Source organism: Enterococcus sp. DIV1316a (assembly GCF_050536915.1).
Classification (GTDB): domain Bacteria; phylum Bacillota; class Bacilli; order Lactobacillales; family Enterococcaceae; genus Enterococcus; species Enterococcus faecalis.
Genome location: NZ_CP172913.1, coordinates 480,914 through 502,571, shown reverse-complemented (window position 1 = coordinate 502,571; position 21,658 = coordinate 480,914). Strand labels below are relative to the sequence as shown.

Below are 21,658 nucleotides of genomic sequence, written 5' to 3'. Positions count from 1 at the left end.
TCCTTCTTTTTATACACTTCACTCATTCTAATGAAAATACCTAAGAAAAGCAACAACGAATTTTCATGGCGATTTAGCAATTCCGTTTGAGCTTTTTGGGTAAATAAAAGAATGAGACCCTTTCCCTTAGTCAAAAAATAGCCAATGAAAGATCTTATCAACTAAATCTTTCATTAGCTATTCACGGACTACCTAGTGCTTTTCTTTTTCGGCAATCTTTCCATCGCCATCAATATCTTCGTCTGTTAGTCGTTCAACTTCTTTGACAAATTCTTTGCTAGCTTCGTTATATGCTTCTTCCTCTTCGTCTTCTGATTCTACGACAATCTCATCGCTACCAGTTAAGACAGAACCCATAATTGCATTGGACGGCAGTGCATCACCATTTGCAAAAATTTCAATGTGTTGATGCATATTTTTAAAGGTCATTGGAGCATCGCCTCCATATTCACCATCTAAATTAATCATCATTTTATTGTTCTTTTCTAACGTTTCTGCATGTAAATAGCTGGTCTTTGTATAGATTAGTCGATGATCTTCAACATGCTTTCCACCATTTAACATTAACGCAACTAAATGAAGAATCTCAAAAATATTGGCTGTTTTTACAATGATTAATGAAAACTTACCATCATCTAATTTAGCGTCTGGTACGATTTGCTCGAAGCCACCCACCGAGTTAGTCAGCCCTAGGAAAAACATTGATGCGTTGCCTTCGTACACACCTTCATCATACGTCATGCGCATTTTAATCGGCTTCACTCGCGGCAACATTTCGGCTCCTTTCGCTAAGTACGCTAAGTAACCAAAAATACTTTTCAACTCTGATGGAACTTCATAAGTCAGTTCCGTTAAATGACCACCCGCCGCAATATTGATAAAGTAATTTTTGCCGGCTTGGCCAATATCCATTTTGACAGTTTGATTTTTTTTAATCACTTCTGCTGCCTTAACGATATTATCACGAGGAATCTTCAATGCCCGTGCATAGTCATTCGTCGTTCCAGCAGGAATAATGGCCATTTTAGGGCGCCGCTTCAACGGAGCAATCCCATTCACGACTTCATTAATGGTCCCATCTCCACCTGCTGCTACTAGTAAATCAAATCCTGCACGCGCAGCACGATGTGCTTCATTGCGTGCTGAATTTTCTTCTGGTGTGGTCGCAAATGCACTGGCTTCATAACCACATTCTTCTAAAATAGATAAAATATCGGCTAAGTTCTTTTTGATTAACTCTTTTCCTGACGTTGGATTATAAATCACTCTAGCTTTTTTCATGGTTTGCCTGCTACTTTCTTATCGTTTTGAAAGCTCTTCTTGCAATAACTTGTTAACCACACCTGGGTTTGCTTGTCCACGAGTTGCTTTCATAATTTGTCCAACAAGGAAACCAACTGCACGGTCTTTTCCGTTTTTAAAGTCATCAATTGATTGTTGGTTGTTGTCTAAAACTTCGTTAATCATTGGTAATAATTGCGCTGGATCAGATAATTGAACCAAACCTTTTGCTTCGACAACTTCTTTAGCGTCTCCACCGTTTTCAATTAACTCTTTGAACACTTTCTTCGCAATTTTCGAGCTGATTGTGCCATCGTTAATCAAAGTAATCATACCCGCTAGATTTTCTGGTGTTAGTTTAGTATCGGCTAATTCAACTTTTTCACTGTTTAAGTAAGCAGAAACTTCGCCCATTAACCAGTTTGATGCTTGTTTCGCATCTGCACCGTTTGCTAAAGTTGCTTCAAAGAAATCTGACATTTCTTTCGTTAAAGTTAAGACCATTGCGTCGTATTCAGGTAACCCTAATTCACTGATATAACGGGCACGACGTGAGGCTGGCATTTCTGGCAAACTAGCGCGAACTTTTTCAATCCATTCATCATCAATTGAAAAACGAGGAACATCTGGCTCTGGGAAGTAACGGTAGTCACTTGAGCCTTCTTTAACACGCATAAGCAACGTTGTACTAGTTGCTTCATCAAAGCGGCGTGTTTCTTGTTGAATTTCGCCACCAGATAATAGGACTTTGGCCTGGCGTTTTTCTTCATAAGCTAAACCTTTTTTTACAAAGTTCATAGAGTTCAAATTCTTTAATTCCGCTTTAGTACCAAATTCTTCTTGACCATACGGACGTAAAGAAATATTGGCATCACAACGCATAGAACCTTCTTCCATTTTCACATCAGAAACTTCTGTAAATTGGATAATTGAACGCAACGCTTCTAAATAAGCATACGCTTCTTCTGGTGAGCGCATGTCTGCTTCAGAAACGATTTCAATTAAAGGCGTACCTTGACGATTCAAGTCTACATAAGAATAGCCATCTGTGCCGTGAATATTTTTCCCAGCATCTTCTTCTAAATGCACCCGTTCAATGCGAATTTTTTTCTTTTTGCCTTCGACTTCAATTTCAATCCAACCATCATGTCCGATTGGTTGATCAAATTGAGAAATTTGGTATGCTTTCGGGTTATCTGGGTAAAAATAGTTTTTACGGTCAAAATGTGTTTCTTTTGAAATTTCACAGTTCAAGGCAAGTGCTGCTTTCATACCAAATTCTAAGGCACCTTTATTCATGACAGGCAAAACACCTGGGTAACTCCAGTCAACCACATTTGTGTTGCTATTTGGTTCTGCTCCGAAATGCGCTGGCGCAGAGGAGAAAATTTTAGAGTTGGTTTTCAATTCTACGTGGACTTCTAATCCAATGACAGTTTCAAAGTTCATTAATCGTTCCCCCCTAAAATGACTGGTTTTTTCGTATGGAAATCTGTCGCTTGTTCAAAAGCATAGGCTGCTTTATACATTGTATGTTCGTCAAAATGTTTTCCAATAATTTGTAAACCAACTGGCAAGCCTTCTGAGAAGCCTGCTGGAATGGACATGCCTGGTAGTCCTGCTAAGTTGACAGGAATGGTTAAAATATCATTCATATACATTGTGATTGGATCATTGATGTTTTCCCCTAGACCAAAGGCAACTGTTGGTGTGGATGGGCCAATGATTAAGTCATAATCCGCAAAGACATTCTCAAAATCTTGTTTGATTAGTGTACGGACTTGACCAGCCTTTTTAAAGTGCGCATCATAATAACCAGCACTTAAAGAGAAGGTTCCTAACATAATCCGACGTTTAACTTCTGTTCCGAAACCTTCAGAACGTGAATTAACATAGACATCTTCTAAGTTTTGTACATTGTCTGAACGGTACCCGTAACGAATGCCATCAAAGCGTTGTAAGTTTGAACTTGCTTCTGAAGAGGCAATAATATAATAAACCGCTACGCCGTACTTAGAATGTGGCAAACTAACTTCTTCCACCGTTGCTCCTAAAGATTTAAATGTTTCTGCTGCTTTTAATACCGCTTCACGAACATCAGGTTGTACCCCTTCACCTAAGTATTCTTTTGGTAAAGCAATTTTCATGCCTTTGATGTCGCCAGTTAAATCTGCCGTAAAATCAGGAACAGAAACGCCTGCAGAAGTGCCGTCTTTTTCGTCATAACCACTAATTGCGTTTAAAGCTAAGGCATTGTCTTTAACATTTCGTGTCAATGGACCAATTTGGTCTAAACTTGAAGCAAAAGCAATCAAACCAAAACGAGACACACGTCCATAAGTTGGTTTTAGGCCCACAATACCGTTGAATGCGGCTGGTTGGCGGATACTACCACCTGTATCGCTCCCTAAAGAAACTGGGACTTGTCCGGCTGCGACAGCAGAAGCTGAACCACCAGAAGAACCACCAGGAACTTTGGTTTGATCCCAAGCATTTTTTGTTTTCTTGAAGTAAGACGTTTCCGTACTTCCGCCCATGGCAAATTCATCCATGTTCAATTTTCCGACTGGAATCATATCCGCTTGATAGACTTTATCCATCACGGTCGCATCATAAATTGGGTCAAAATTGTGTAACATTTTTGAGCCAGCTGTTGTTAAAATATCTTTTGTGACAATGTTGTCTTTAATCCCAATTGGAATCCCAGCTAATGGATTACTTTCAGTGATGCCTTTTAAGTCAATCGCTTTGGCTAATGCCATTGCTTTTTCTTCACTAACTGTAATAAAAGAACCTAGTTGTTCTTCTGTATCTTGAATACGATTTAATGTTTCTTCGGTTAAATCAACTGCAGTGATTTCTTTTGAAACCAATAAATCATGTAACTCTGTTAACGATTTGTCGTATAATTTTTCCATTAGGCTCCTGCCTCCCCGTTATCCATAATTGCAGGCACTTTAATGTAACCATTCTCTGATTCCGGAACATTCCGCATTAATTCTTTACGGTCCATTCCTGGTGTCGCTACGTCTTCACGCATGACATTGATTGATTCATTCACATTTGAAGTAAAAGGAACCCCTGTTGTATCTACTTCTTCTAGTAATTCCACCATATCAATAATTTTATCTAGTTGATTGGTAAAGTCCGCTAATTCTTCTTCGGAGAAAGATAATTTTGATAATTTAGCGACATGTTTGACTTGTTCTTCTGTAATTGCCATAGATACCCTTCTTTCTATCATTTACTGAAATTTTCATTTTCAGATTAATCAATTGGATTGTATTTCTTTAAACAGCTTAGCACAGCTGTTCACTCTGTTCCCATTCTACCATAAAATGGTCGGATATTTTAGATGAAACCTTGAATTTCATTGATAATTTGTCGCTCGCAAAAATGACGGAAATATGTTATTATGAAAATGAAAAGAGAGATATGCAGGAACATACCTCTCTAATAGCCACTACTAGTTATAAGAACTAGCGGCTTACTGAGTTATTGGTTTTATTTCAAACGCTTAACCGTTCAGCTCCTCAAAGCTTATGAACGGTTATTTTTGTTGTCTAAGACAAGCGCTAAGATACCGAAGATAATGGTCACAACAAGTGTTGCAAAACCAATCATCAGTCCTAGCGCTGCTTCAACGGACAAAAACATTGCTCCTTTCGTTAAAGTAAGAAGAATTGCGCATAAGCATCAACCTCCTTTCTCAACTCAGAAAGTCCTCGTTCATATAACTTTTATGACTAAAATAAGCATACCATCAAATTACTACATAAAATCTGACAACGTTAATTTTTCTTCTTAAAAATGACTTGCATCTAACGCATCGACCATTGCTTGTTCATTCCAAACGGTCACGCCTAAGCTTTCAGCTTTGGTTAATTTACTGCCTGCATCTTCGCCAGCAACCACAATGTCAGTTTTTTTCGAAACACTCCCTGTAACTTTTCCACCAAGATTTTCAATTTTTTCTTTGGCTTCTTCGCGAGTGTACTGCGTTAATTTTCCTGTTAAAACAACTGTTTTGTCTTTGAAAGGTGACTCCACTTCTGCTAATTGTTCTGTCCGGAGACCTTTATATGTCAAGTTCACTTGGGCTTTTTCCAGTTCAGCCATTAATTCATGAACTTCCTCATTTTCAAAATACGTCACAACGCTGTTTGCGATTGTTTCGCCAATTGAATCCAAAGCCACAATTTCTTCCGCAGTTGCACGACTTAAGGTTGGTAAATCAACAAAATGCTCCGCTAAAATTTTCGCCGCTTTCGCACCCACATGGCGAATCCCTAAGCCAAAAATCAAACGTTCGACAGAGTTTTCTTTACTCCCTTGAATGGCAGTATAAATGTTGTTTGCTGATTTTTCTTTGATTTTATCCAAAGTCATTAACTGTTCTTCTGTTAAGAAATACAGATCCGCTACGTCTTTCACTAATCCTTTGTCATACATTTGTGCTAACACTCTTGGCCCCAAGCCATCAATGTTCATTGCGTTTCGTGAGACAAAGTGATTCAGCCCTTCTTTAATTTGCGCAGGGCATTTTGGATTAATACAACGTAACGCCACTTCCTCATCTAAATGCACCAACTCACTATGACAAATTGGACAATGTGTCGGCATTTCATAAGGCTGACTATCGGCTGCACGTTTTTCAACTAGGACTTGCGCTACTTCTGGGATAATATCGCCGGCTTTGTAAATAATAACATGATCATTTAAACGGATATCTTTCATTTGAATAAAATCTGCATTATGCAAACTTGCCCGACTAACCGTGGTTCCCGCGACTCGTACAGGAGCCATGACCGCAGTAGGAGTGACCACTCCCGTGCGCCCAATTGTCCATTCAATATCTTCCACTACTGTTTCTGCTTCTTCTGGTGGAAATTTGTAGGCAATCGCCCAGCGAGGTGCTTTGACAGTGAAACCTAATTCATCTTGCAACGCAAATTCGTTCACTTTAATCACAATTCCATCGATTTCGTATGGCAAAGTGCTCCGCTTTTCATGGTATTCTTCAATGTAGGCCCAAACTTCATCGATTGACTGACATAATTGCCGTTCGGGATTGGTTCTAAAACCAATTGCAGAAAGCTCTTCTAATGCCTCAAACTGCGTCTTCGCTTTCATTGGTCCAAAGTCAGCAACTGTGTATAAAAACGTATTTAAGTTCCGTTTTGCCACAATTTTTGTGTCTAATTGGCGCAAGCTTCCCGCCGCTGCATTCCGAGGATTGGCAAAAATATCTTGGCCATTTTCTTCACGTTCTTCATTCAATGCGACAAAGGATTGTTTAGGCATGTAGCACTCGCCACGAACTTCCACTGAAATGGGCTCCGTTAAACGCATTGGCACAGAGCGAACCGTTCGTAAGTTCTCTGTAATGTTTTCACCAACCGTTCCATCGCCTCGTGTTGCTCCGCGTACAAACACCCCGTTTTCATAACGTAATGAAATTGCTAACCCATCAATTTTCAACTCGCAACAGTAAGCAACGGGTTTACCAATCGCCTTACGAACACGTTCATCAAAAGCAAAAATGTCTTCCTTGCTAAACCCATCATTTAAACTATACATTGGAATGTCATGCGGAGCTTTTTCAAAACCAGATAAAACTTTGCCACCTACACGTTGTGTCGGCGAATCTGGCGTGATTAAATCAGGAAACTCCGTTTCAATATCGACTAACTCTTTATACAAACGATCGTAAACATAATCTTCTACGGATGGTTGATCTTTGACATAATATTCATGGGAATATTGATTGAGTTGTTTTCTTAATTCTTGCGCACGAGTTGTCGCCGCCGTTAATGTTAATGGTTGTTGTTCCATCGTAGAACTCCTCCTCATAAGTGTAATGCTCTTATCGTCTTTTTAACACATTTACACTAAGATAGAAAATAAAAAGAATTTATCTAATGATGATTTCTCATTAAATCGCTGACCTATTTTGCATGTTAAATTTTTTCAATTGGTGCAAATGCCGCTAACAACCGTTTTATGCCTTTTTCTGGGAAAGCAATGTCCAACTCTAAGTCTTTGGCCGAACCGCCTACACGAACGACTGTACCAACGCCCCATGCTTTATGTTGGACCTTATCACCTGCTTGCCAAGAAACTTTTTCGCCACCACTTGCCACTTTGTTGCTAACTGATTTTGTAGCTGGCTGTGTATAAGCTGGTTTACTTGCGTTGGGCTTGAATACTTTAGGATCAAAGGTGCGCGCTGGAGCTTTCTGTAAATTGGCCGCCGCCCCTTGTTTCACTAAACGTTCCGCCTCAATTTCTTCTAAAAAGCGACTTGGTCGATTATATTGCGTGCGACCATATAATGTTCTCGAATAAGCATTCGTTAAAAACAGGGCTTCTTCCGCTCGTGTGATACCAACATAAGCCAAGCGCCGTTCTTCTTCCAGTTCACTTTCTTCTAGCATGGCACGTGATAATGGGAAAACCCCTTCTTCTAAGCCCATTAAAAAGACCACTGGAAATTCCAGCCCTTTGGCCGCATGCAACGTCATTAAGGTTACTTGTGAAGAGCTCTCTTCTAAATTATCTAAATCAGAAACCAAGGCTAAATCTGTTAAAAAATCCGCCAATTTTGTTTCTTCGCCATTTGAATCGTCGTTGTTTTGCGCTTCAAAACGTTTATCAAATTCTTGTGTCACAGATAAAAATTCGTCCAAGTTTTCTAAGCGAGCTTGAGACTCTAAATTATTTTGCGCCATCAAAGCTTCCCGATAACCACTACGTTGTAAAGTTTCTTTCACCAATTCTGTAATCGTTAAATAGGGCACTGTTTTCGTTAAGTCTTGAATCATCATGCCAAAATTACCAAGCTCTTTACCCGCTTTTCCTGAAATATTTGCCAAATCAACATTTTGGGCAGCTTCCAGCAAAGCCCAACCATGCGTATCCGCAAATAGCCGTAATTTTTCAATTGAACTTTTACCGATTCCTCGTTTTGGTTCATTGACAATTCGTTCAAAGCTGATCGAATCATCTGGATTGGCAATCAAACTTAAATAAGCCAAAATATCTTTAATTTCTTTACGGTCGTAGAATTTATGTCCGCCCACCATGGTATACGGAATATTAGATTTCAAGAGCATTTCTTCCACTACACGGGATTGAGCATTGGTCCGATATAATACTGCAAAATCACCATAAATTCGGTCATTTTCCCGCATTTCTTTTTGGATTTGGCTCACAATAAATTGTGTTTCATCCCGTTCTGTGTCCCCGCGATAATAGACAATTTTTTCACCGTCTATATTTTCTGTCCACAGTTCTTTCTCGCGGCGGTTACGGTTATTTTTGATGACATCATTCGCAGCCGCCAAAATGTTTTTGGTGGATCGATAATTTTGTTCTAGCAAAATTACACTGGCATCTGGATAATCTTTTTCAAAATCCAAGATATTTTGCATATCCGCCCCGCGCCAACCATAGATACTTTGGTCGGCATCACCTACGACACACAGATTTTTGAAACGTGCAGCCAATAAATTGACTAAGGTATATTGTGCATGATTGGTATCTTGGTATTCATCCACATGAATATAGTGAAATTTATTTTGGTAGAACGCCAACGTATCTGGTTGTTCATTGAATAAACGAATCGTATTCATAATCAAATCATCAAAATCCATACATTGGTTTTTGCGTAATTCTTTTTGATAGGCTTCATAGCATTTTGCGACAATTTCTTCATATAAGGAACCTTGCATTTCAGCAACTTTTTCAGGCGTTTGTAATTCATTTTTGGCATTGCTAATCGTACCTAAAATTGAGCGAGGATCATATTTTTTTGAATCAATATTTAAGTCGTTTAAGATGCGTTTCATTAATGTTTTTTGTTCCGATGGGTCAATAATTGTAAAATTACGGTTGTAACCAATCTGATCCACATCACGACGTAAAATTCTTACACACATGGAGTGAAAAGTGGAGACCCATACATCTTCGCCACCCGTTTCCAGTAATTTATTTACACGCTCTTTCATTTCTTTAGCAGCTTTATTGGTAAACGTAATCGCCAAAATATTCCATGGATTTACTTCTTTTTCCTCAATTAGATAGGCAATTCGGTGTGTTAAAACCCGCGTTTTTCCACTACCAGCACCAGCCATGACTAACAGTGGTCCTTCTGTATGCAAAACGGCTTCTTCTTGTCGAGGATTCATTCCCTGAACCAAGGCATGTTTTTGTGTCATATTAAACGTCCTCTCTCTTTTTTCAATCTTATACAGTATACCAAAAATCCCTTTGAAGTTCTTTAGAAAAGAACAAAAAATCTTTTTCTTTTTATATGAAATTTTCTTGTAAATCAAGTCAAACCGCAGTACATTAGTAAGTAGTGATGGAGGCTAAAAATGAAATGAATAATGATGTACATGAAATTAAACAATTAGATGGTACCCGAATCGGCTTTATCCTTAAAGGCATCGTCGTCGGAATCCTGGTCGGCTTTGTTGTCAGCTTATTTCGCTTAGGCATTGAAAAAATTGGCGAACAAGTCGTGCATCTGTATCAAACGTTTCACGAAAAACCCTTTTGGATGATTCCTTGGTTCTTATTTTCTCTCGTGCTTGCTTATTTATTAGGACGACTGATCAAAAGCGAACCAGCAATTAAAGGCAGTGGCATTCCCCAAGTGGAAGGACAACTTCAAGGTCAATTAGAAATTCACTGGTTTCCAGTGCTTTGGAAAAAATTTATCGGTGGGATCTTAGCGATTAGTCCTGGGCTATTTTTGGGACGTGAAGGTCCTTCAATTCAACTAGGTGCAGTGGTTGGACAAGGCTATAGTCAATGGCGGCAAAGCACCAAGTCTGAAGAAAAAATTTTAATCAGTAGTGGTGCCAGTGCTGGTTTAGCCGCCGCTTTTAATGCACCAATCGCAGGACTTTTATTTGTTCTAGAAGAGGTTCACCATTCCTTTTCACCTTTAGTTTGGTTAACCTCTTTTTCTGCGGCCATTTCCGCTAACTTTGTTTCTTTGCATTTCTTCGGATTGCAACCAGTTCTTTATATTGGTCCGGTTAAATCTTTGCCTTTAGAGTACTATTGGACATTAGTCCTGCTGGGCGTTTTGCTAGGATTATTAGGTTGGATATATCAAAAAACATTGTTGTCCTTACCAAAAGTATATGGAAAAATCAAAGGCCTTTCTTCTAATTATTATGGTTTTATTCCTTTTATTTTGATTTTACCGATTGGTTATTTCTTTCCACATTTACTTGGCGGTGGGAATCAAATTGTTTTAGCTTTAGGCAATCAACCGGCCACTATTTGGGCTTTAGTCGGCTTACTGGTTTTACGTTTTGTTTTTTCAATGGTTTCTTACGGTTCGAATCTCCCTGGTGGTATTTTCTTGCCTATTCTAACTTTAGGTGCCATTATCGGGACATTGTATGGCAGTCTACTTGTCCAATACGTAGGGATGGATCCAATTTTTGTGAAAAACTTTTTAATTTTTGCCATGGCTGGTTATTTTACTGCGATTGGTAAAGCACCGTTAACAGCGATTATTTTAGTAACAGAAATGGTCGGCAATTTTTCTCATTTAATGTCTTTAGGAGTTGTCGCTTTAGTTAGTTATATTACCATCGATAGTCTTGGCGGCAAGCCAATTTATGAAAGCTTATTAGAACGTTTGGTTCCTTCTAAAGTAAGTAATATTCGTGGCCACAAAACGATTATTGAATTACCTATCACTGCAGAAAGTTCCTTAGATGATACGATGGTACGTGATTTTGTCTGGCCTAAACAAATGTTGCTCACTTCCATTCGCCGTGGCGAATCGGAAATTTTAACACATGGTGATACTGTTATGCATGTTGGCGATGTGCTCATTATTTTGACCGATGAAAAACTCGCTTACCAAGTCAAAAAAGAGATTTATCAAAAAACTTTACCGAATGATTTAGTGAATTAAAGAAAGCTGCTGAACCTGAGTTCAGCAGCTTTCTTTTTTTCTTATGACTGTTTTTTAATTTTTTTGAATGTTTTTGACCGTTTTAGATTGATTAGCGTTTTCATTTGTGCTATTATATCCATGAAATGAGGGATGAAAATGCTTACGGAAGAACGACATCAAAAAATTTTACAATTGTTAGATCAAAAATCAGTCGTCAAATCGCAAGAACTTGCTAGCTTGTTCAATGCTTCAGAATCCACAATCCGCCGCGATTTACAAGAATTAGAAGACGCCAATTTGTTAGAACGCATTCACGGCGGCGCTAAGCGTATTCTTAATTTAGGCTTTGAACAAAACATGACGGAAAAATCAATCAAAAACACGCACGAAAAGCAAAAGATTGCTTCTTTAGCCGCTAGTTGTGTACAAGATGGCGATATGATCTATTTAGATGCTGGTTCAACCACGTTAGAAATGATCCCTTTTTTAGTTGGGAAACAAATCCATGTAGTGACGAATTCCGTACATCATGCTGCAAAACTTAGCGATATGGAAATTCCCACTATTATGCTTGGTGGTACTTTGAAGCTCTCCACTAAAGCAATCATTGGTGCCACTAGTATGGAACAGCTACAACATTTTCGTTTTAACAAAGCTTTTTTAGGAACTAACGGCGCACATTTAGAGTTTGGTTTAACAACGCCTGATCCCGAAGAAGCAGCGCTAAAAGCCTTGGCTATTCATCAAGCAGAAACAGCCTATGTTTTACTGGATCATACAAAATTTAATGAAGTAACGTTTACCAAAGTGGAAGAATTAGAGTCAGTTACTTTACTAACTGACTACTGCCCTGCTGAATCACTTCAAGGATTCCAGCAAAAAACTATTTTAATGGAGGCAAACAAATGATTTACACAGTGACTTTAAACCCTTCTATCGACTTTATCGTTCATGTCGATCATCTACAAATTGGTGATTTAAATCGGATGACGAATGATTTTAAATTACCTGGCGGCAAAGGAATCAACGTTTCACGTATTTTAAAACGTATGGAGACAGAATCCACTGCCTTAGGTTTTTTAGGTGGTTTTACAGGCTCATTCATTGCTGATTGGTTGAAAAAAGAAGAAATCCAAACGAATTTCACTCCCGTGTCTGCTGATACACGAATCAACATTAAATTGAAATCAGATACTGAAACAGAAATTAACGGCTTAGGACCTGCTCTAACAAACGAAGAAATTCAAGAACTAAAACAAGCAGTTAGTCGTGTTCAGGCTGGTGATATTGTTGTTCTTTCAGGAAGTACACCTGCTTCTCTACGCAAAGGATTTTACGAAGAATTAATCCAAATTGTGAAGGAAAAAGGCGCAGAATTTGTTATTGATACGACAGGTGAAGATTTAATGAACGCTTTGTCACAAAAGCCTTTATTGGTCAAGCCAAATAATCATGAGTTGGCAGAATTATATCATACAACCTTTACAAGTGTTGAAGATATTTTACCTTATGGACATCGGTTACTAGAAGAAGGAGCACAACACGTAATTATCTCAATGGCTGGTGATGGTGCATTACTTTTCACAACAGAAGGTGTTTATCGTTCCAACGTTTTAAAACGTCCACTGAAAAATTCTGTCGGCGCTGGCGACTCAATGATTGCTGGTTTTATTGGCAACTTTTCAAAAACACAAGATCCTTTAGAGGCTTTCAAATGGGGTGTCGCTTGCGGTAGCGCGACTGCTTTTTCTGATGATTTAGCCTCAGAAGATTTTATCCAAGAACTTATTCACGAAGTAACAATTGAAAAAATTTCAGAATAAATCCACTAAGGGAGGAAAATAGAGTGAACATTAATGATTTATTAATAAAAGATGTCATGATTATGGATTTACAAGCTACTGATAAAAAAGGCGCGATTGATGAAATGGTCCAAAAATTATACGATGGTGGCCGCATCTCTGACATTGACACTTACAAAGAAGGAATTTTAAAACGCGAAGCACAAACATCGACTGGTTTAGGCGACGGCATCGCTATGCCTCACGCAAAAAACAGTGCCGTAAAAGAACCGACAGTTCTTTTCGCTAAAAGTAAAAAAGGTGTTGATTATGAAGCACTAGATGGACAACCTACTTATCTATTCTTCATGATTGCTGCTCCAGAAGGCGCCAATGATACACATCTCCAAGCGCTTGCGGCCCTTTCTCGATTACTTATCGATCCAGAATTTGTTGGTAAATTGAAAGAAGCGGAAACTCCAGAAGCAGTACAAGCTCTTTTCCAAGCAGCAGAAGATCAAAAAGAAGCGGAAGAAAAAGCAGAACAAGAACAAACAAAGCCAGCACCAGAAAGCAATCGTAAATATATTATTGCTGTGACTGCTTGTCCTACAGGAATTGCTCATACTTACATGGCCGAAGATGCGCTGAAGAAAAAAGCAAAAGAAATGGGCGTAGACATTAAAGTAGAAACAAACGGTTCAGAAGGAATTAAAAATCGTTTAACTGCTGAAGATATTGCTCGTGCTGATGGCGTGATTGTCGCAGCCGATAAAAAAGTAGAAATGAATCGATTTGATGGTAAAAAATTAGTCAATCGTCCCGTCAGTGATGGAATTCGTAAAACCGAAGAACTAATTAACTTAGCCATTAGTGGTGAAGCTCCTACTTTCCATGGCAGTGACTCGGCTGCAAGCGACCAAGAGGATTCAGCGGAAGGTTCAATCGGTTCTCGTATCTATAAAGATTTAATGAATGGTGTTTCTCATATGTTACCTTTCGTTATTGGTGGCGGAATTGCCATTGCTCTTTCCTTTATGATTGATCAATTTATCGGGGTTCCTCAAGATCAATTAGCCAATTTAGGGAATTACAATGACGTAGCTAGCTGGTTTAACCAAATTGGTGGCGCAGCATTTGGCTTTATGTTACCTGTCTTAGCTGGTTTTATTGCTTCTAGTATCGGGGATCGTCCAGGCTTAGTTGCTGGTTTCGCCGCTGGTGCGTTAGCAAACGCTGGAGGAGCTGGGTTCCTTGGGGCCCTAATCGGTGGTTTCTTAGCTGGTTATGTAGTGGTTCTTTTACGTAAAGTCTTCAAAGGCTTGCCAAAATCATTAGATGGAATTAAAACCATTTTATTCTATCCAGTTTTTGGTTTGATTATTACGGGCTTATTAATATTAGTCATTAACATCCCGATGAAAGCAATTAATGATGCGTTAAATCATTTCCTACTTGGCTTAGATGGCACAAATGCTGCTTTACTTGGTGCCTTATTAGCTGGTATGATGGCCATCGACTTAGGTGGACCAGTTAACAAAGCTGCTTATGTTTTCGGTACAGCTACGTTAGCAAGTACTGTTGCAGAAGGTGGCAGCGTGGTCATGGCTTCTGTAATGGCTGGCGGAATGGTTCCTCCATTAGCAATTTTCGTAGCAACTCGTTTATTTAAAAATAAATTTACAAAAGATCAACAAGATGCCGGCTTAACCAATATTGTAATGGGACTTTCTTTTGTCACTGAAGGGGCAATTCCTTTTGCAGCAGCTGACCCATTACGTGTGATTCCAAGTTTCGTGGTAGGTTCTGCCTTTACTGGTGCGTTGGTTGGTGCGTTTGGTATCAAATTATTGGCACCACATGGAGGAATCTTCGTCGTCTTCCTATTAAGTAATCCATTACTATATCTATTGTTCATCTTAATTGGGGCGATTATTTCAGGAATTGTCTACGGACTTTTGAAAAAACCTGTCGAAGTACCTGCTTAAAAAAACAGCAAAAAAGCGATTCAACCATGGTTGAATCGCTTTTTTATTATTTTCTCTTTATCGCATAATTTTCTAAATACTCAGGATTTCCTTTGCTTCTGATATACGTGTACACGCCCATCACAAAGGCCCCAAGGGTATTGGTAAATAAATCCCCCATCGTATCCATTAAAGCAGCACGCCCAATAAATGGTTGGCCGTTGGACATATTATAGCGTTGTAAGTTCATGTTCCCTAATGAATCGCAGATAAATTCCCAGAATTCCCAGAAGACGCCACAAAGCCCTGCAAATGCAAACCCAAATAATAAAAATAACCACGGGGAAACATCGGCGTACTTCGTTTTCTTCAATAGGAAAGCAGCAATACCATAACCCACAGCAGTTAACAGCATCGGACTAACAAAATGTAAAATTTTATCCCAGAACGAAATGATTGAAATCATATGCAACGAAGTTCCTAGGAATACTGAAATAAATAAGAAAAACCAGTAAAAATAAACGATAGTCGGTGGCATAATAATTTTTAAAAATTTATTGACAAGATCTGGTAAAAAGATCAGCCCAATTCCAAGTAAACATTCGATAACAAACGTCACACCTTGTTTTGTTGAATACTTAGCCGTAAAAAATTCCCAGAGATTGTATGTCAAGCATAAGATGCCAAACACCACTAATCCATATTTAATTTTCGAATAATTTTTATCCATTTTGACACACCCTTTCAAAAGTTATTTTATATGAAAAAAACTGTAGATGAAAGACACCTTCCATCTACAGTTTTAGAAAACTCTATCGAATGAAGAGCTTATTAAAAATGTTTATTTTTCAACAGCTGTTTCAGTAATTGTTTCAACAGCACGTTTCATACGAATATCGTGTTCTAACATGTCGTTGTTTAATACTTTACGTACTTGCGCTTCAGGCATGTTGTATTGTTCTGCTAAATCTTTCACTTCAGCATCGATGTCTTCTTGTGTTACTTCGATGTTTTCAGCTTTGGCAACTGCTTCAATCACTAAGTTTGTTTTTGTGCGTGTTTCTGCTTCGCCTTCAAATTGTTTGTGTAAATCTTCTTCTGTAGAACCAGTTAATTGGTAGTACATTTCAGGAGAAATTCCTTGGCGTTGCATGTTGTTTAAGAATTCATCCATTGAACGGTGAACTTCGTCGTGAACCATTACGTGTGGTAATTCAACGATTTCAGCATTTTCAACAGCTAAACGAATTGCTTCTTCGTCTTTTGCTTCTTCAGCTGCTGCTTCTTTTGCTTCTGTCAATTCTTTACGGAATTTTTCTTTTAATTCGTCTAATGATTCTACTGAATCGTCAACGTCTTTTGCAAATTCATCATCCAATTCTGGTAATTCTTTTGCTTTTACTTCATGAACAGTTACTTTGAAAACTGCTTCTTTACCAGCTAAATCTTCTGCTTGGTAATCTTCAGGGAAAGTAACGTTTACTTCTACTTCTTCGCCAGCTTTTTTGCCAACTAATTGGTCTTCAAAGCCTGGAATAAATGAATTAGAACCTAATTCTAATGAGTAATTTTCGCCTTTGCCGCCTTCAAATGCTTCGTCGCCTAAGAAGCCTTCAAAGTCGATAACTACAGTGTCGCCATTTTCAGCAGCGGCATCTTCTTTGATTACTAATTCAGCTTGAGATTCTTGTTCGCGTTTCAAACGTGCTTCCACGTCTTCATCTGTTACTTCACGGTCTTGTTTAGACACTGTTAAGTTTTTGTATTCGCCTAATTTTACTTCAGGTTTTACAGTTACTTCAGCAGTGATAACCCAGTCTTCCCCTTTATTCATGCTTTCAACATCAATTTTTGGTTGTGCTACTGGTTCAATTCCTGCTTCTAATACAGCCGCTTCATATGCTTCTGGTAAAACAGCGTTTAACGCATCTTCGTATAACGCTTCTTCTCCATACATACGGTTAAAAACAGTACGTGATACTTTTCCTTTACGGAAACCAGGTACGTTTAAGTTTTTTTTCACTTTATTGAACGCTTGCGTTAATCCTTTTTCGATTACTGCTTGTTCGATTGAAAAAGTTAATACACCATCATTAGTGCCTTTTTTTTCCCATTTCGCAGACATTTGTTTCCCTCCGAATAACATTTAATTTTATACATCAAACTTTATTTATGCATACCTTTAAATAGTACACTATCCCTAGGAAAATGTAAATATTTTAAGTGCTAAGAAGTGAAAGAAAGACTCGATTTTTAGCAAACTATCAGTTTTTTAATTTTTTCGGATTAAAAAAGCATAGAATTTCGAGAAATTTCCTTCTTAAAACACTAAAAGATTGTGAACAAAATATCTTGTTCACCATCGGATGTAATCGCTTTACTTTATGAATGGCCCATTATAGAATGTATGTACTAAATATTTACGCATTATATATTTTCGTCATTATACATATAATATCAAAAAAGGAGAGGATGGTTTTGAATAAGTTCGTCTGGGGAATCTTTTCTTGCATCATATCATGGCTTTTTTTATCGCTGACTCAACCTTTGATAGCTCATTCTGAAACACTGAACCCTACAACTCACGCCTCTACTTTTAGTGAAACATTTACCTCAGTTTCAACAGAACAACAAACAACTCAAGCAACCGATATCGTGGAACAAGAAACCGAGCAAACCCATGCTTCCTCTGAAAACGATGAACCTATGGCACCTACGCCAGCTAGTGTTTCTGTTGGTAATAGCACCTTAAAAAGTACCTTAAGCACGGGAACGTATAACCAAGATATTATCACACTTTCGTATGAATACAGTGTGACACTTATCGGCTTAGCAATTAATGATCGACCGATTATTGCTATTCAACTTCCTACAGAAATTTCAAGCCAGTTAGATAACGACACTCTAAAGCAACAAGATTTTCTGACTCTTTTAACAGGGACTGTCAGTTATCCAGGAACAGCCACTCAAGATATTCACAGTTCAACTAACGGCGTCAGTCTCTCTTATAGTAGCACTTATCATTCTGTTTATCTGACTTTTCCAAGTAGCACCTTGGTGTTACTTCCCGGAACCAAATGGTCTGCCGCCATTTCGTTTGATGTGGGCGCACTTTATAAACGAGGAATTTCAATCCCTCCTGCTCTTAACGGCAAAGACTATCCGATTCGAGGAACCTTTACAGATGTCGGCACTGGATTAGGTGCAATTAATATTATTATTGGAAACAATACAAAAACAGGCGTAATTAGCAAAGCTCAACTTAGTTTAGGTAATTATCCCGTTCCTCAAGTCACACCAGCCAAACTAACTCAACCAAATCATCTGGACACTACTGTAACAGGGACCATTCAACAAGTACAAGACCCAAACTATAACTACTCTGTTCAATTAACCTTGAACCGCCATGATGGCACCACTACCCCCATTGTGGTGAAAGGGATTTCTGTCGATGCAGCCGGAAATTTCTCGACCTCTTTAGCTTCACCATTAGAATATGGCGACACGCTCTCTACAATTGTCTTTGCTCGTTCAAAAACGTCAACCGACTATATTCAAAGCAACCCCTCAGCTGATCAAAGTGTCAATTGGTCAATCCAACCAGTCACAAACGTAGTCGCTAATGCCGGCTCAACTCAACTTTCAGGTAAAGCTTCTCAAGCATCTAACGGAACCTATCAAGTTAAAGTACAAATAAATGGTGGTTCTATTTACACAACGTCCTTAGATTCCAATGGCCATTTTCAATTTGCTAATTTACCCACTTTCCAAGGAGGAGAAACGGTCAGCTTGTGGGTCCAAGGGCTCAGCAATCGCACTGGCCTGCCTTTGCTAACCAGTTCTACTGTTTCTCAAACAGTTGCTTATTCTGTGCCTCAACTAACGGTCACGCAAATCATTGAGCGGAAAAATGCACAAGGGCTCTGGGAAGCTGCAAACTCTGTCGTAAGTGGTCAAATCATTCGTTTTACGTTAACCACACGTTTAACCAATCAACCAGCAACGTGGATGAATCAGCAATTACGAGCAACGGTGCCTAAAGGACTGTCCCAACTTTCAGCTGCTACATTAACAAAACAATCAGCAGCAGGTTTAAGTACGCCAATAGCTGGGCTTCAACTTTTAACTGATAGTTCCACTGGTTTGCCGTATTGGAGTTATCATAATTCGCTGCCAGCAGATAATTTTACGGAAGCCAATACACAATTCACCTTACAATATACAGCAACGGTTACAGAAGAATGGATAAACCAATTTCTTTTATTTTCTAGCACGGTTACTGGCAATGATGGTGGCGGAACGCCAATTACGCCAATCACTAAGGAACAGTCTTTACCTATCAAAAACGGTACCCTCCGTTTTGTGCAGATACCAACTACAGTTTCCTTTAAAAATTTACCTTTTCCCAGCAAACGAACCCTCTACTCACCATCGACCATTAGCGCTCCTTTCCTCATTGCCGATGGTCGTGTTGCAAAAACACCATGGCGTTTGTTGGTAAGAGAGAGTCAGCCCATGCATTCAACTTCTACAAATAAAACGATCCAGCAAGCTTTCATTTATCGAAAAAATGGTAGTGATTTTCCTATCTCCTCTTTAGCAACCGAAGTTTATCAATACACCGCAACGGACGATAACAATGTAGAAATTCCTTGGAACCAACAAAATGGACTTTTTTTAAGCGTTGCTCCTGACCTTAATTTAACGGTCAAAGAATCTTACACTGCCGAATTACAATGGATTCTTTCTGATACACCCCTCTAATTAGGCTTTAGCTTTTTTAAAAGTTAAAAATAAACAAGAAAGAAGGAATAAAAAATGAAAAAGATCGTGCGCATTTCAAGCATTTTGTTCGTTGCTACGCCTCTTATGCTTTTAAATAGTCCAAAAGTTGAAGCAGCTCAAGTCGCTTCTATTCAATCCAACGCTGATATTACGTTTGCTCTTGATAATACTGTCACGCCACCTGTCAACCCGACGAACCCTTCTCAGCCTGTGACACCTAATCCTGCTGATCCTCATCAACCTGGTACAGCCGGACCCCTTAGTATTGACTATGTTTCAAATATCCATTTTGGATCAAAACAAATTCAAGCCGGTACAGCAATCTATTCGGCACAACTAGACCAAGTGCAAAATAGTACTGGCGATTTAATTAGCGTGCCAAACTATGTTCAAGTAACTGACAAACGTGGTCTAAATCTTGGCTGGAAATTATCAGTTAAACAGAGTGCGCAATTTGCTACAAGTGATTCAACACCCGCTGTTTTGGATAATGCGTCCTTGACCTTTTTAGCAGCAACACCCAATTCAACACAGTTACTTTCTTTGGCGCCATTAACGGTCCCAGTAACCTTGGATCCAACTGGTGCCGCTACTTCTCCTGTGGCGACTGCCGCTCTTTCAACAGGAATGGGCACTTGGACATTAGCTTTTGGTAGCGGAGCGACCGCTGCTCAAGGCATTCAATTAACTGTTCCTGCGACAACGAAAAAAGTTTCAGCTAAACAATATAAAACAACGCTTACTTGGATTTTGGATGATACACCACTTTAAAAGAAAACAAACAAGGTATTGCATGAAGTTGTTTCATGCAATACCTTCTTATAAAAAATTGTCAAAAAGGAGTGCACACTATGAATCAGCAGCTTTTTAAATGGCTCCATGCTATTAGCGTCATCATTTTTTTATTTTTTATTGGCTCTTATTCTGTAGAAGCAAGCGAAATGACTTTTTCTGTAAAAGCCATTTTACCCGACAATCAACGAACCAAAGAAACAAGTTATTTTGATTTACGTGTCGCTCCAAACCAAACACAAAAGCTACAAATCGAACTAACGAATCAAACAGCCAACGACATTACCGTGCTAGCTTCAGCCAATGCAGCGATTACTAATGATAATGGCTTGGCAGATTATTCTCATGCTGAAACAAAAAAAGACCCATCTGCACCTTTTACTTTTAATGAGATTGCGCAATTACCAAAAGAAATCCACCTACCTAAACACTCAACCAAGACTGTTGAATGTCAGCTTACTTTACCGGAAAAACCATTTAATGGGTACGTTTTAGGAGGACTCTATTTTGAACAAAAGTCAGATGAACAACCTGCTCACTCAGAAAACGGCGTGGCCATCAATAATCGTTTTTCTTATGTAGTCGGCGTCTTACTTAGTGAAACAGATGAACCTGTTCAGCCAGAATTATCTTTAAATGAAGTAAAAACCGATCAAGCTAACGGTCGTAACCGCGTATTAATGAATCTCCAAAACAAACAAGCGGCTATGATTAAAAAATTACAAGTCGATGCCTCTTTATATTATGAAAAAGAAGCTAAACCTCGCTACGAAAATCACCAAGAGTCGTTAACAATGGCCCCTAATACAAATTTTAATTATCGGATTGACTTAAAGGAACAACCTTTTGTTCCTGGAAATTATACTGTAAAAATCAAAGTAAACGATGGCTATCAAGACTATTCGTGGGAAAAACACTTAGTCATCCAAGAAAAAGAAGCTAAAAAATACAATGCTACCGCCGTCAACCTCCCACCTGAAAAACACACCAATTTCCCTTGGAAACTGGTGAGTAGCATCACGCTGGTTTTTCTATTCATTTTGGGAAGCACGATTTATTATTTCAAGAAAAAAATACGTGAAGCGCAACAATAAAAAAGCACATCGACAATTGTCGATGTGCTTTCA

17 protein-coding genes are annotated in these 21,658 nt (G+C 38.7%); 8 read left to right on the top strand and 9 right to left on the bottom strand.

Going from position 1 to position 21,658, the window contains the following annotated elements; all coding sequences use genetic code 11:
- Positions 1-192 precede the first annotated feature (192 nt).
- From IGL56_RS02495 to IGL56_RS02475, 5 genes are all read right to left on the bottom strand, one after another.
- A complete protein-coding gene (locus IGL56_RS02495; RefSeq protein WP_002355572.1) occupies positions 193-1,281 on the bottom strand; it encodes a diacylglycerol kinase in 1,089 nt (362 codons plus the stop codon).
- Positions 1,282-1,299: 18 nt separating this feature from the next.
- Complete coding sequence (gene gatB, locus IGL56_RS02490; protein WP_002358703.1) at positions 1,300-2,730, bottom strand: Asp-tRNA(Asn)/Glu-tRNA(Gln) amidotransferase subunit GatB; 1,431 nt, start codon at positions 2,728-2,730, stop codon at positions 1,300-1,302.
- Entirely contained in the window at positions 2,730-4,199 is a 1,470-nt protein-coding gene (gatA, locus tag IGL56_RS02485) for an Asp-tRNA(Asn)/Glu-tRNA(Gln) amidotransferase subunit GatA (RefSeq protein ID WP_002358701.1), read from the bottom strand. Before gatA ends, gatB begins: the two co-directional genes overlap by 1 nt.
- Entirely contained in the window at positions 4,199-4,504 is a 306-nt protein-coding gene (gene gatC, locus IGL56_RS02480; RefSeq protein WP_002355569.1) for an Asp-tRNA(Asn)/Glu-tRNA(Gln) amidotransferase subunit GatC, read from the bottom strand. Before gatC ends, gatA begins: the two co-directional genes overlap by 1 nt.
- A gap of 317 nt (positions 4,505-4,821) precedes the next feature.
- Positions 4,822-4,908 carry a hypothetical protein gene (locus IGL56_RS02475; protein WP_306173767.1) on the bottom strand — a complete coding sequence of 29 codons (87 nt, stop codon included), beginning with the start codon at positions 4,906-4,908 and terminating at the stop codon, positions 4,822-4,824.
- Between IGL56_RS02475 and IGL56_RS02470 the strand changes: the two genes are divergently transcribed.
- Positions 4,874-5,089: a hypothetical protein gene (locus IGL56_RS02470; protein WP_002382998.1), complete on the top strand. Its 216-nt coding sequence runs from the start codon at positions 4,874-4,876 to the stop codon at positions 5,087-5,089. The genes IGL56_RS02475 and IGL56_RS02470 overlap by 35 nt on opposite strands.
- Here the strand turns inward: IGL56_RS02470 and ligA are convergent.
- Together ligA and pcrA are read right to left on the bottom strand one after the other, a co-directional pair.
- Positions 5,086-7,116, bottom strand: a complete 2,031-nt coding sequence (gene ligA, locus IGL56_RS02465; RefSeq protein ID WP_010815925.1) for an NAD-dependent DNA ligase LigA — start codon at positions 7,114-7,116, stop codon at positions 5,086-5,088. The two genes, IGL56_RS02470 and ligA, sit on opposite strands and share 4 nt — an antisense overlap.
- A gap of 125 nt (positions 7,117-7,241) precedes the next feature.
- Positions 7,242-9,500, bottom strand: coding sequence for a DNA helicase PcrA (gene pcrA / locus IGL56_RS02460; protein ID WP_002364805.1), 2,259 nt, complete (start codon positions 9,498-9,500; stop codon positions 7,242-7,244).
- Positions 9,501-9,664: 164 nt separating this feature from the next.
- Here pcrA and IGL56_RS02455 point away from each other — a divergent pair, with 164 nt between their 5' ends.
- From IGL56_RS02455 to IGL56_RS02440, 4 genes are all read left to right on the top strand, one after another.
- Positions 9,665-11,224, top strand: a complete 1,560-nt coding sequence (locus tag IGL56_RS02455) for a ClC family H(+)/Cl(-) exchange transporter (protein WP_002368023.1) — start codon at positions 9,665-9,667, stop codon at positions 11,222-11,224.
- Positions 11,225-11,362: 138 nt separating this feature from the next.
- Positions 11,363-12,115, top strand: coding sequence for a DeoR/GlpR family DNA-binding transcription regulator (locus IGL56_RS02450; RefSeq protein ID WP_002381250.1), 753 nt, complete (start codon positions 11,363-11,365; stop codon positions 12,113-12,115).
- Positions 12,112-13,029 carry a 1-phosphofructokinase gene (gene pfkB / locus IGL56_RS02445; protein ID WP_002363177.1) on the top strand — a complete coding sequence of 306 codons (918 nt, stop codon included), beginning with the start codon at positions 12,112-12,114 and terminating at the stop codon, positions 13,027-13,029. The genes IGL56_RS02450 and pfkB overlap by 4 nt, the downstream gene beginning before the upstream one ends.
- Positions 13,030-13,052: 23 nt before the next feature.
- The gene (locus tag IGL56_RS02440; RefSeq protein ID WP_065813709.1) at positions 13,053-14,975 is read left to right on the top strand and encodes a PTS fructose transporter subunit IIABC; all 1,923 of its coding nucleotides are present in this window, start codon (positions 13,053-13,055) and stop codon (positions 14,973-14,975) included.
- 46 nt (positions 14,976-15,021) lie between these two features.
- Here the strand turns inward: IGL56_RS02440 and IGL56_RS02435 are convergent, their stop codons facing one another.
- Both IGL56_RS02435 and tig read right to left on the bottom strand, forming a co-directional pair.
- A complete protein-coding gene (locus IGL56_RS02435) occupies positions 15,022-15,684 on the bottom strand; it encodes a hypothetical protein (RefSeq protein WP_002355557.1) in 663 nt (220 codons plus the stop codon).
- Positions 15,685-15,795: 111 nt separating this feature from the next.
- Positions 15,796-17,079, bottom strand: coding sequence for a trigger factor (gene tig, locus IGL56_RS02430; protein WP_002355556.1), 1,284 nt, complete (start codon positions 17,077-17,079; stop codon positions 15,796-15,798).
- Between the two features lie 263 nt (positions 17,080-17,342).
- Between tig and IGL56_RS02425 the strand changes: the two genes are divergently transcribed.
- From IGL56_RS02425 to IGL56_RS02415, 3 genes are read left to right on the top strand one after another with little or no spacing between them, the layout of a single operon-like run.
- Entirely contained in the window at positions 17,343-19,718 is a 2,376-nt protein-coding gene (locus tag IGL56_RS02425; RefSeq protein WP_025189093.1) for a hypothetical protein, read from the top strand.
- A gap of 54 nt (positions 19,719-19,772) precedes the next feature.
- Entirely contained in the window at positions 19,773-20,510 is a 738-nt protein-coding gene (locus tag IGL56_RS02420; RefSeq protein ID WP_002381247.1) for a WxL domain-containing protein, read from the top strand.
- Positions 20,511-20,545: 35 nt separating this feature from the next.
- Positions 20,546-21,625, top strand: a complete 1,080-nt coding sequence (locus IGL56_RS02415; protein ID WP_002392666.1) for a DUF916 and DUF3324 domain-containing protein — start codon at positions 20,546-20,548, stop codon at positions 21,623-21,625.
- The last annotated feature ends 33 nt before the right edge of the window (positions 21,626-21,658 follow it).

What these genes read in the sequence shown, in the direction of transcription:
- IGL56_RS02495 (WP_002355572.1), bottom strand. Translation starts at nt 1,281, where the DNA reads ATGAAAAAAGCTAGAGTGATTTATAATCCAACGTCAGGAAAAGAGTTA.
- gatB (WP_002358703.1), bottom strand. Translation starts at nt 2,730, where the DNA reads ATGAACTTTGAAACTGTCATTGGATTAGAAGTCCACGTAGAATTGAAA.
- gatA (WP_002358701.1), bottom strand. Translation starts at nt 4,199, where the DNA reads ATGGAAAAATTATACGACAAATCGTTAACAGAGTTACATGATTTATTG.
- gatC (WP_002355569.1), bottom strand. Translation starts at nt 4,504, where the DNA reads ATGGCAATTACAGAAGAACAAGTCAAACATGTCGCTAAATTATCAAAA.
- IGL56_RS02470 (WP_002382998.1), top strand. Translation starts at nt 4,874, where the DNA reads ATGGTCACAACAAGTGTTGCAAAACCAATCATCAGTCCTAGCGCTGCT.
- ligA (WP_010815925.1), bottom strand. Translation starts at nt 7,116, where the DNA reads ATGGAACAACAACCATTAACATTAACGGCGGCGACAACTCGTGCGCAA.
- pcrA (WP_002364805.1), bottom strand. Translation starts at nt 9,500, where the DNA reads ATGACACAAAAACATGCCTTGGTTCAGGGAATGAATCCTCGACAAGAA.
- IGL56_RS02455 (WP_002368023.1), top strand. Translation starts at nt 9,665, where the DNA reads ATGAATAATGATGTACATGAAATTAAACAATTAGATGGTACCCGAATC.
- IGL56_RS02450 (WP_002381250.1), top strand. Translation starts at nt 11,363, where the DNA reads ATGCTTACGGAAGAACGACATCAAAAAATTTTACAATTGTTAGATCAA.
- pfkB (WP_002363177.1), top strand. Translation starts at nt 12,112, where the DNA reads ATGATTTACACAGTGACTTTAAACCCTTCTATCGACTTTATCGTTCAT.
- IGL56_RS02435 (WP_002355557.1), bottom strand. Translation starts at nt 15,684, where the DNA reads ATGGATAAAAATTATTCGAAAATTAAATATGGATTAGTGGTGTTTGGC.
- tig (WP_002355556.1), bottom strand. Translation starts at nt 17,079, where the DNA reads ATGTCTGCGAAATGGGAAAAAAAAGGCACTAATGATGGTGTATTAACT.
- IGL56_RS02425 (WP_025189093.1), top strand. Translation starts at nt 17,343, where the DNA reads ATGGCCCATTATAGAATGTATGTACTAAATATTTACGCATTATATATT.
- IGL56_RS02420 (WP_002381247.1), top strand. Translation starts at nt 19,773, where the DNA reads ATGAAAAAGATCGTGCGCATTTCAAGCATTTTGTTCGTTGCTACGCCT.
- IGL56_RS02415 (WP_002392666.1), top strand. Translation starts at nt 20,546, where the DNA reads ATGCAATACCTTCTTATAAAAAATTGTCAAAAAGGAGTGCACACTATG.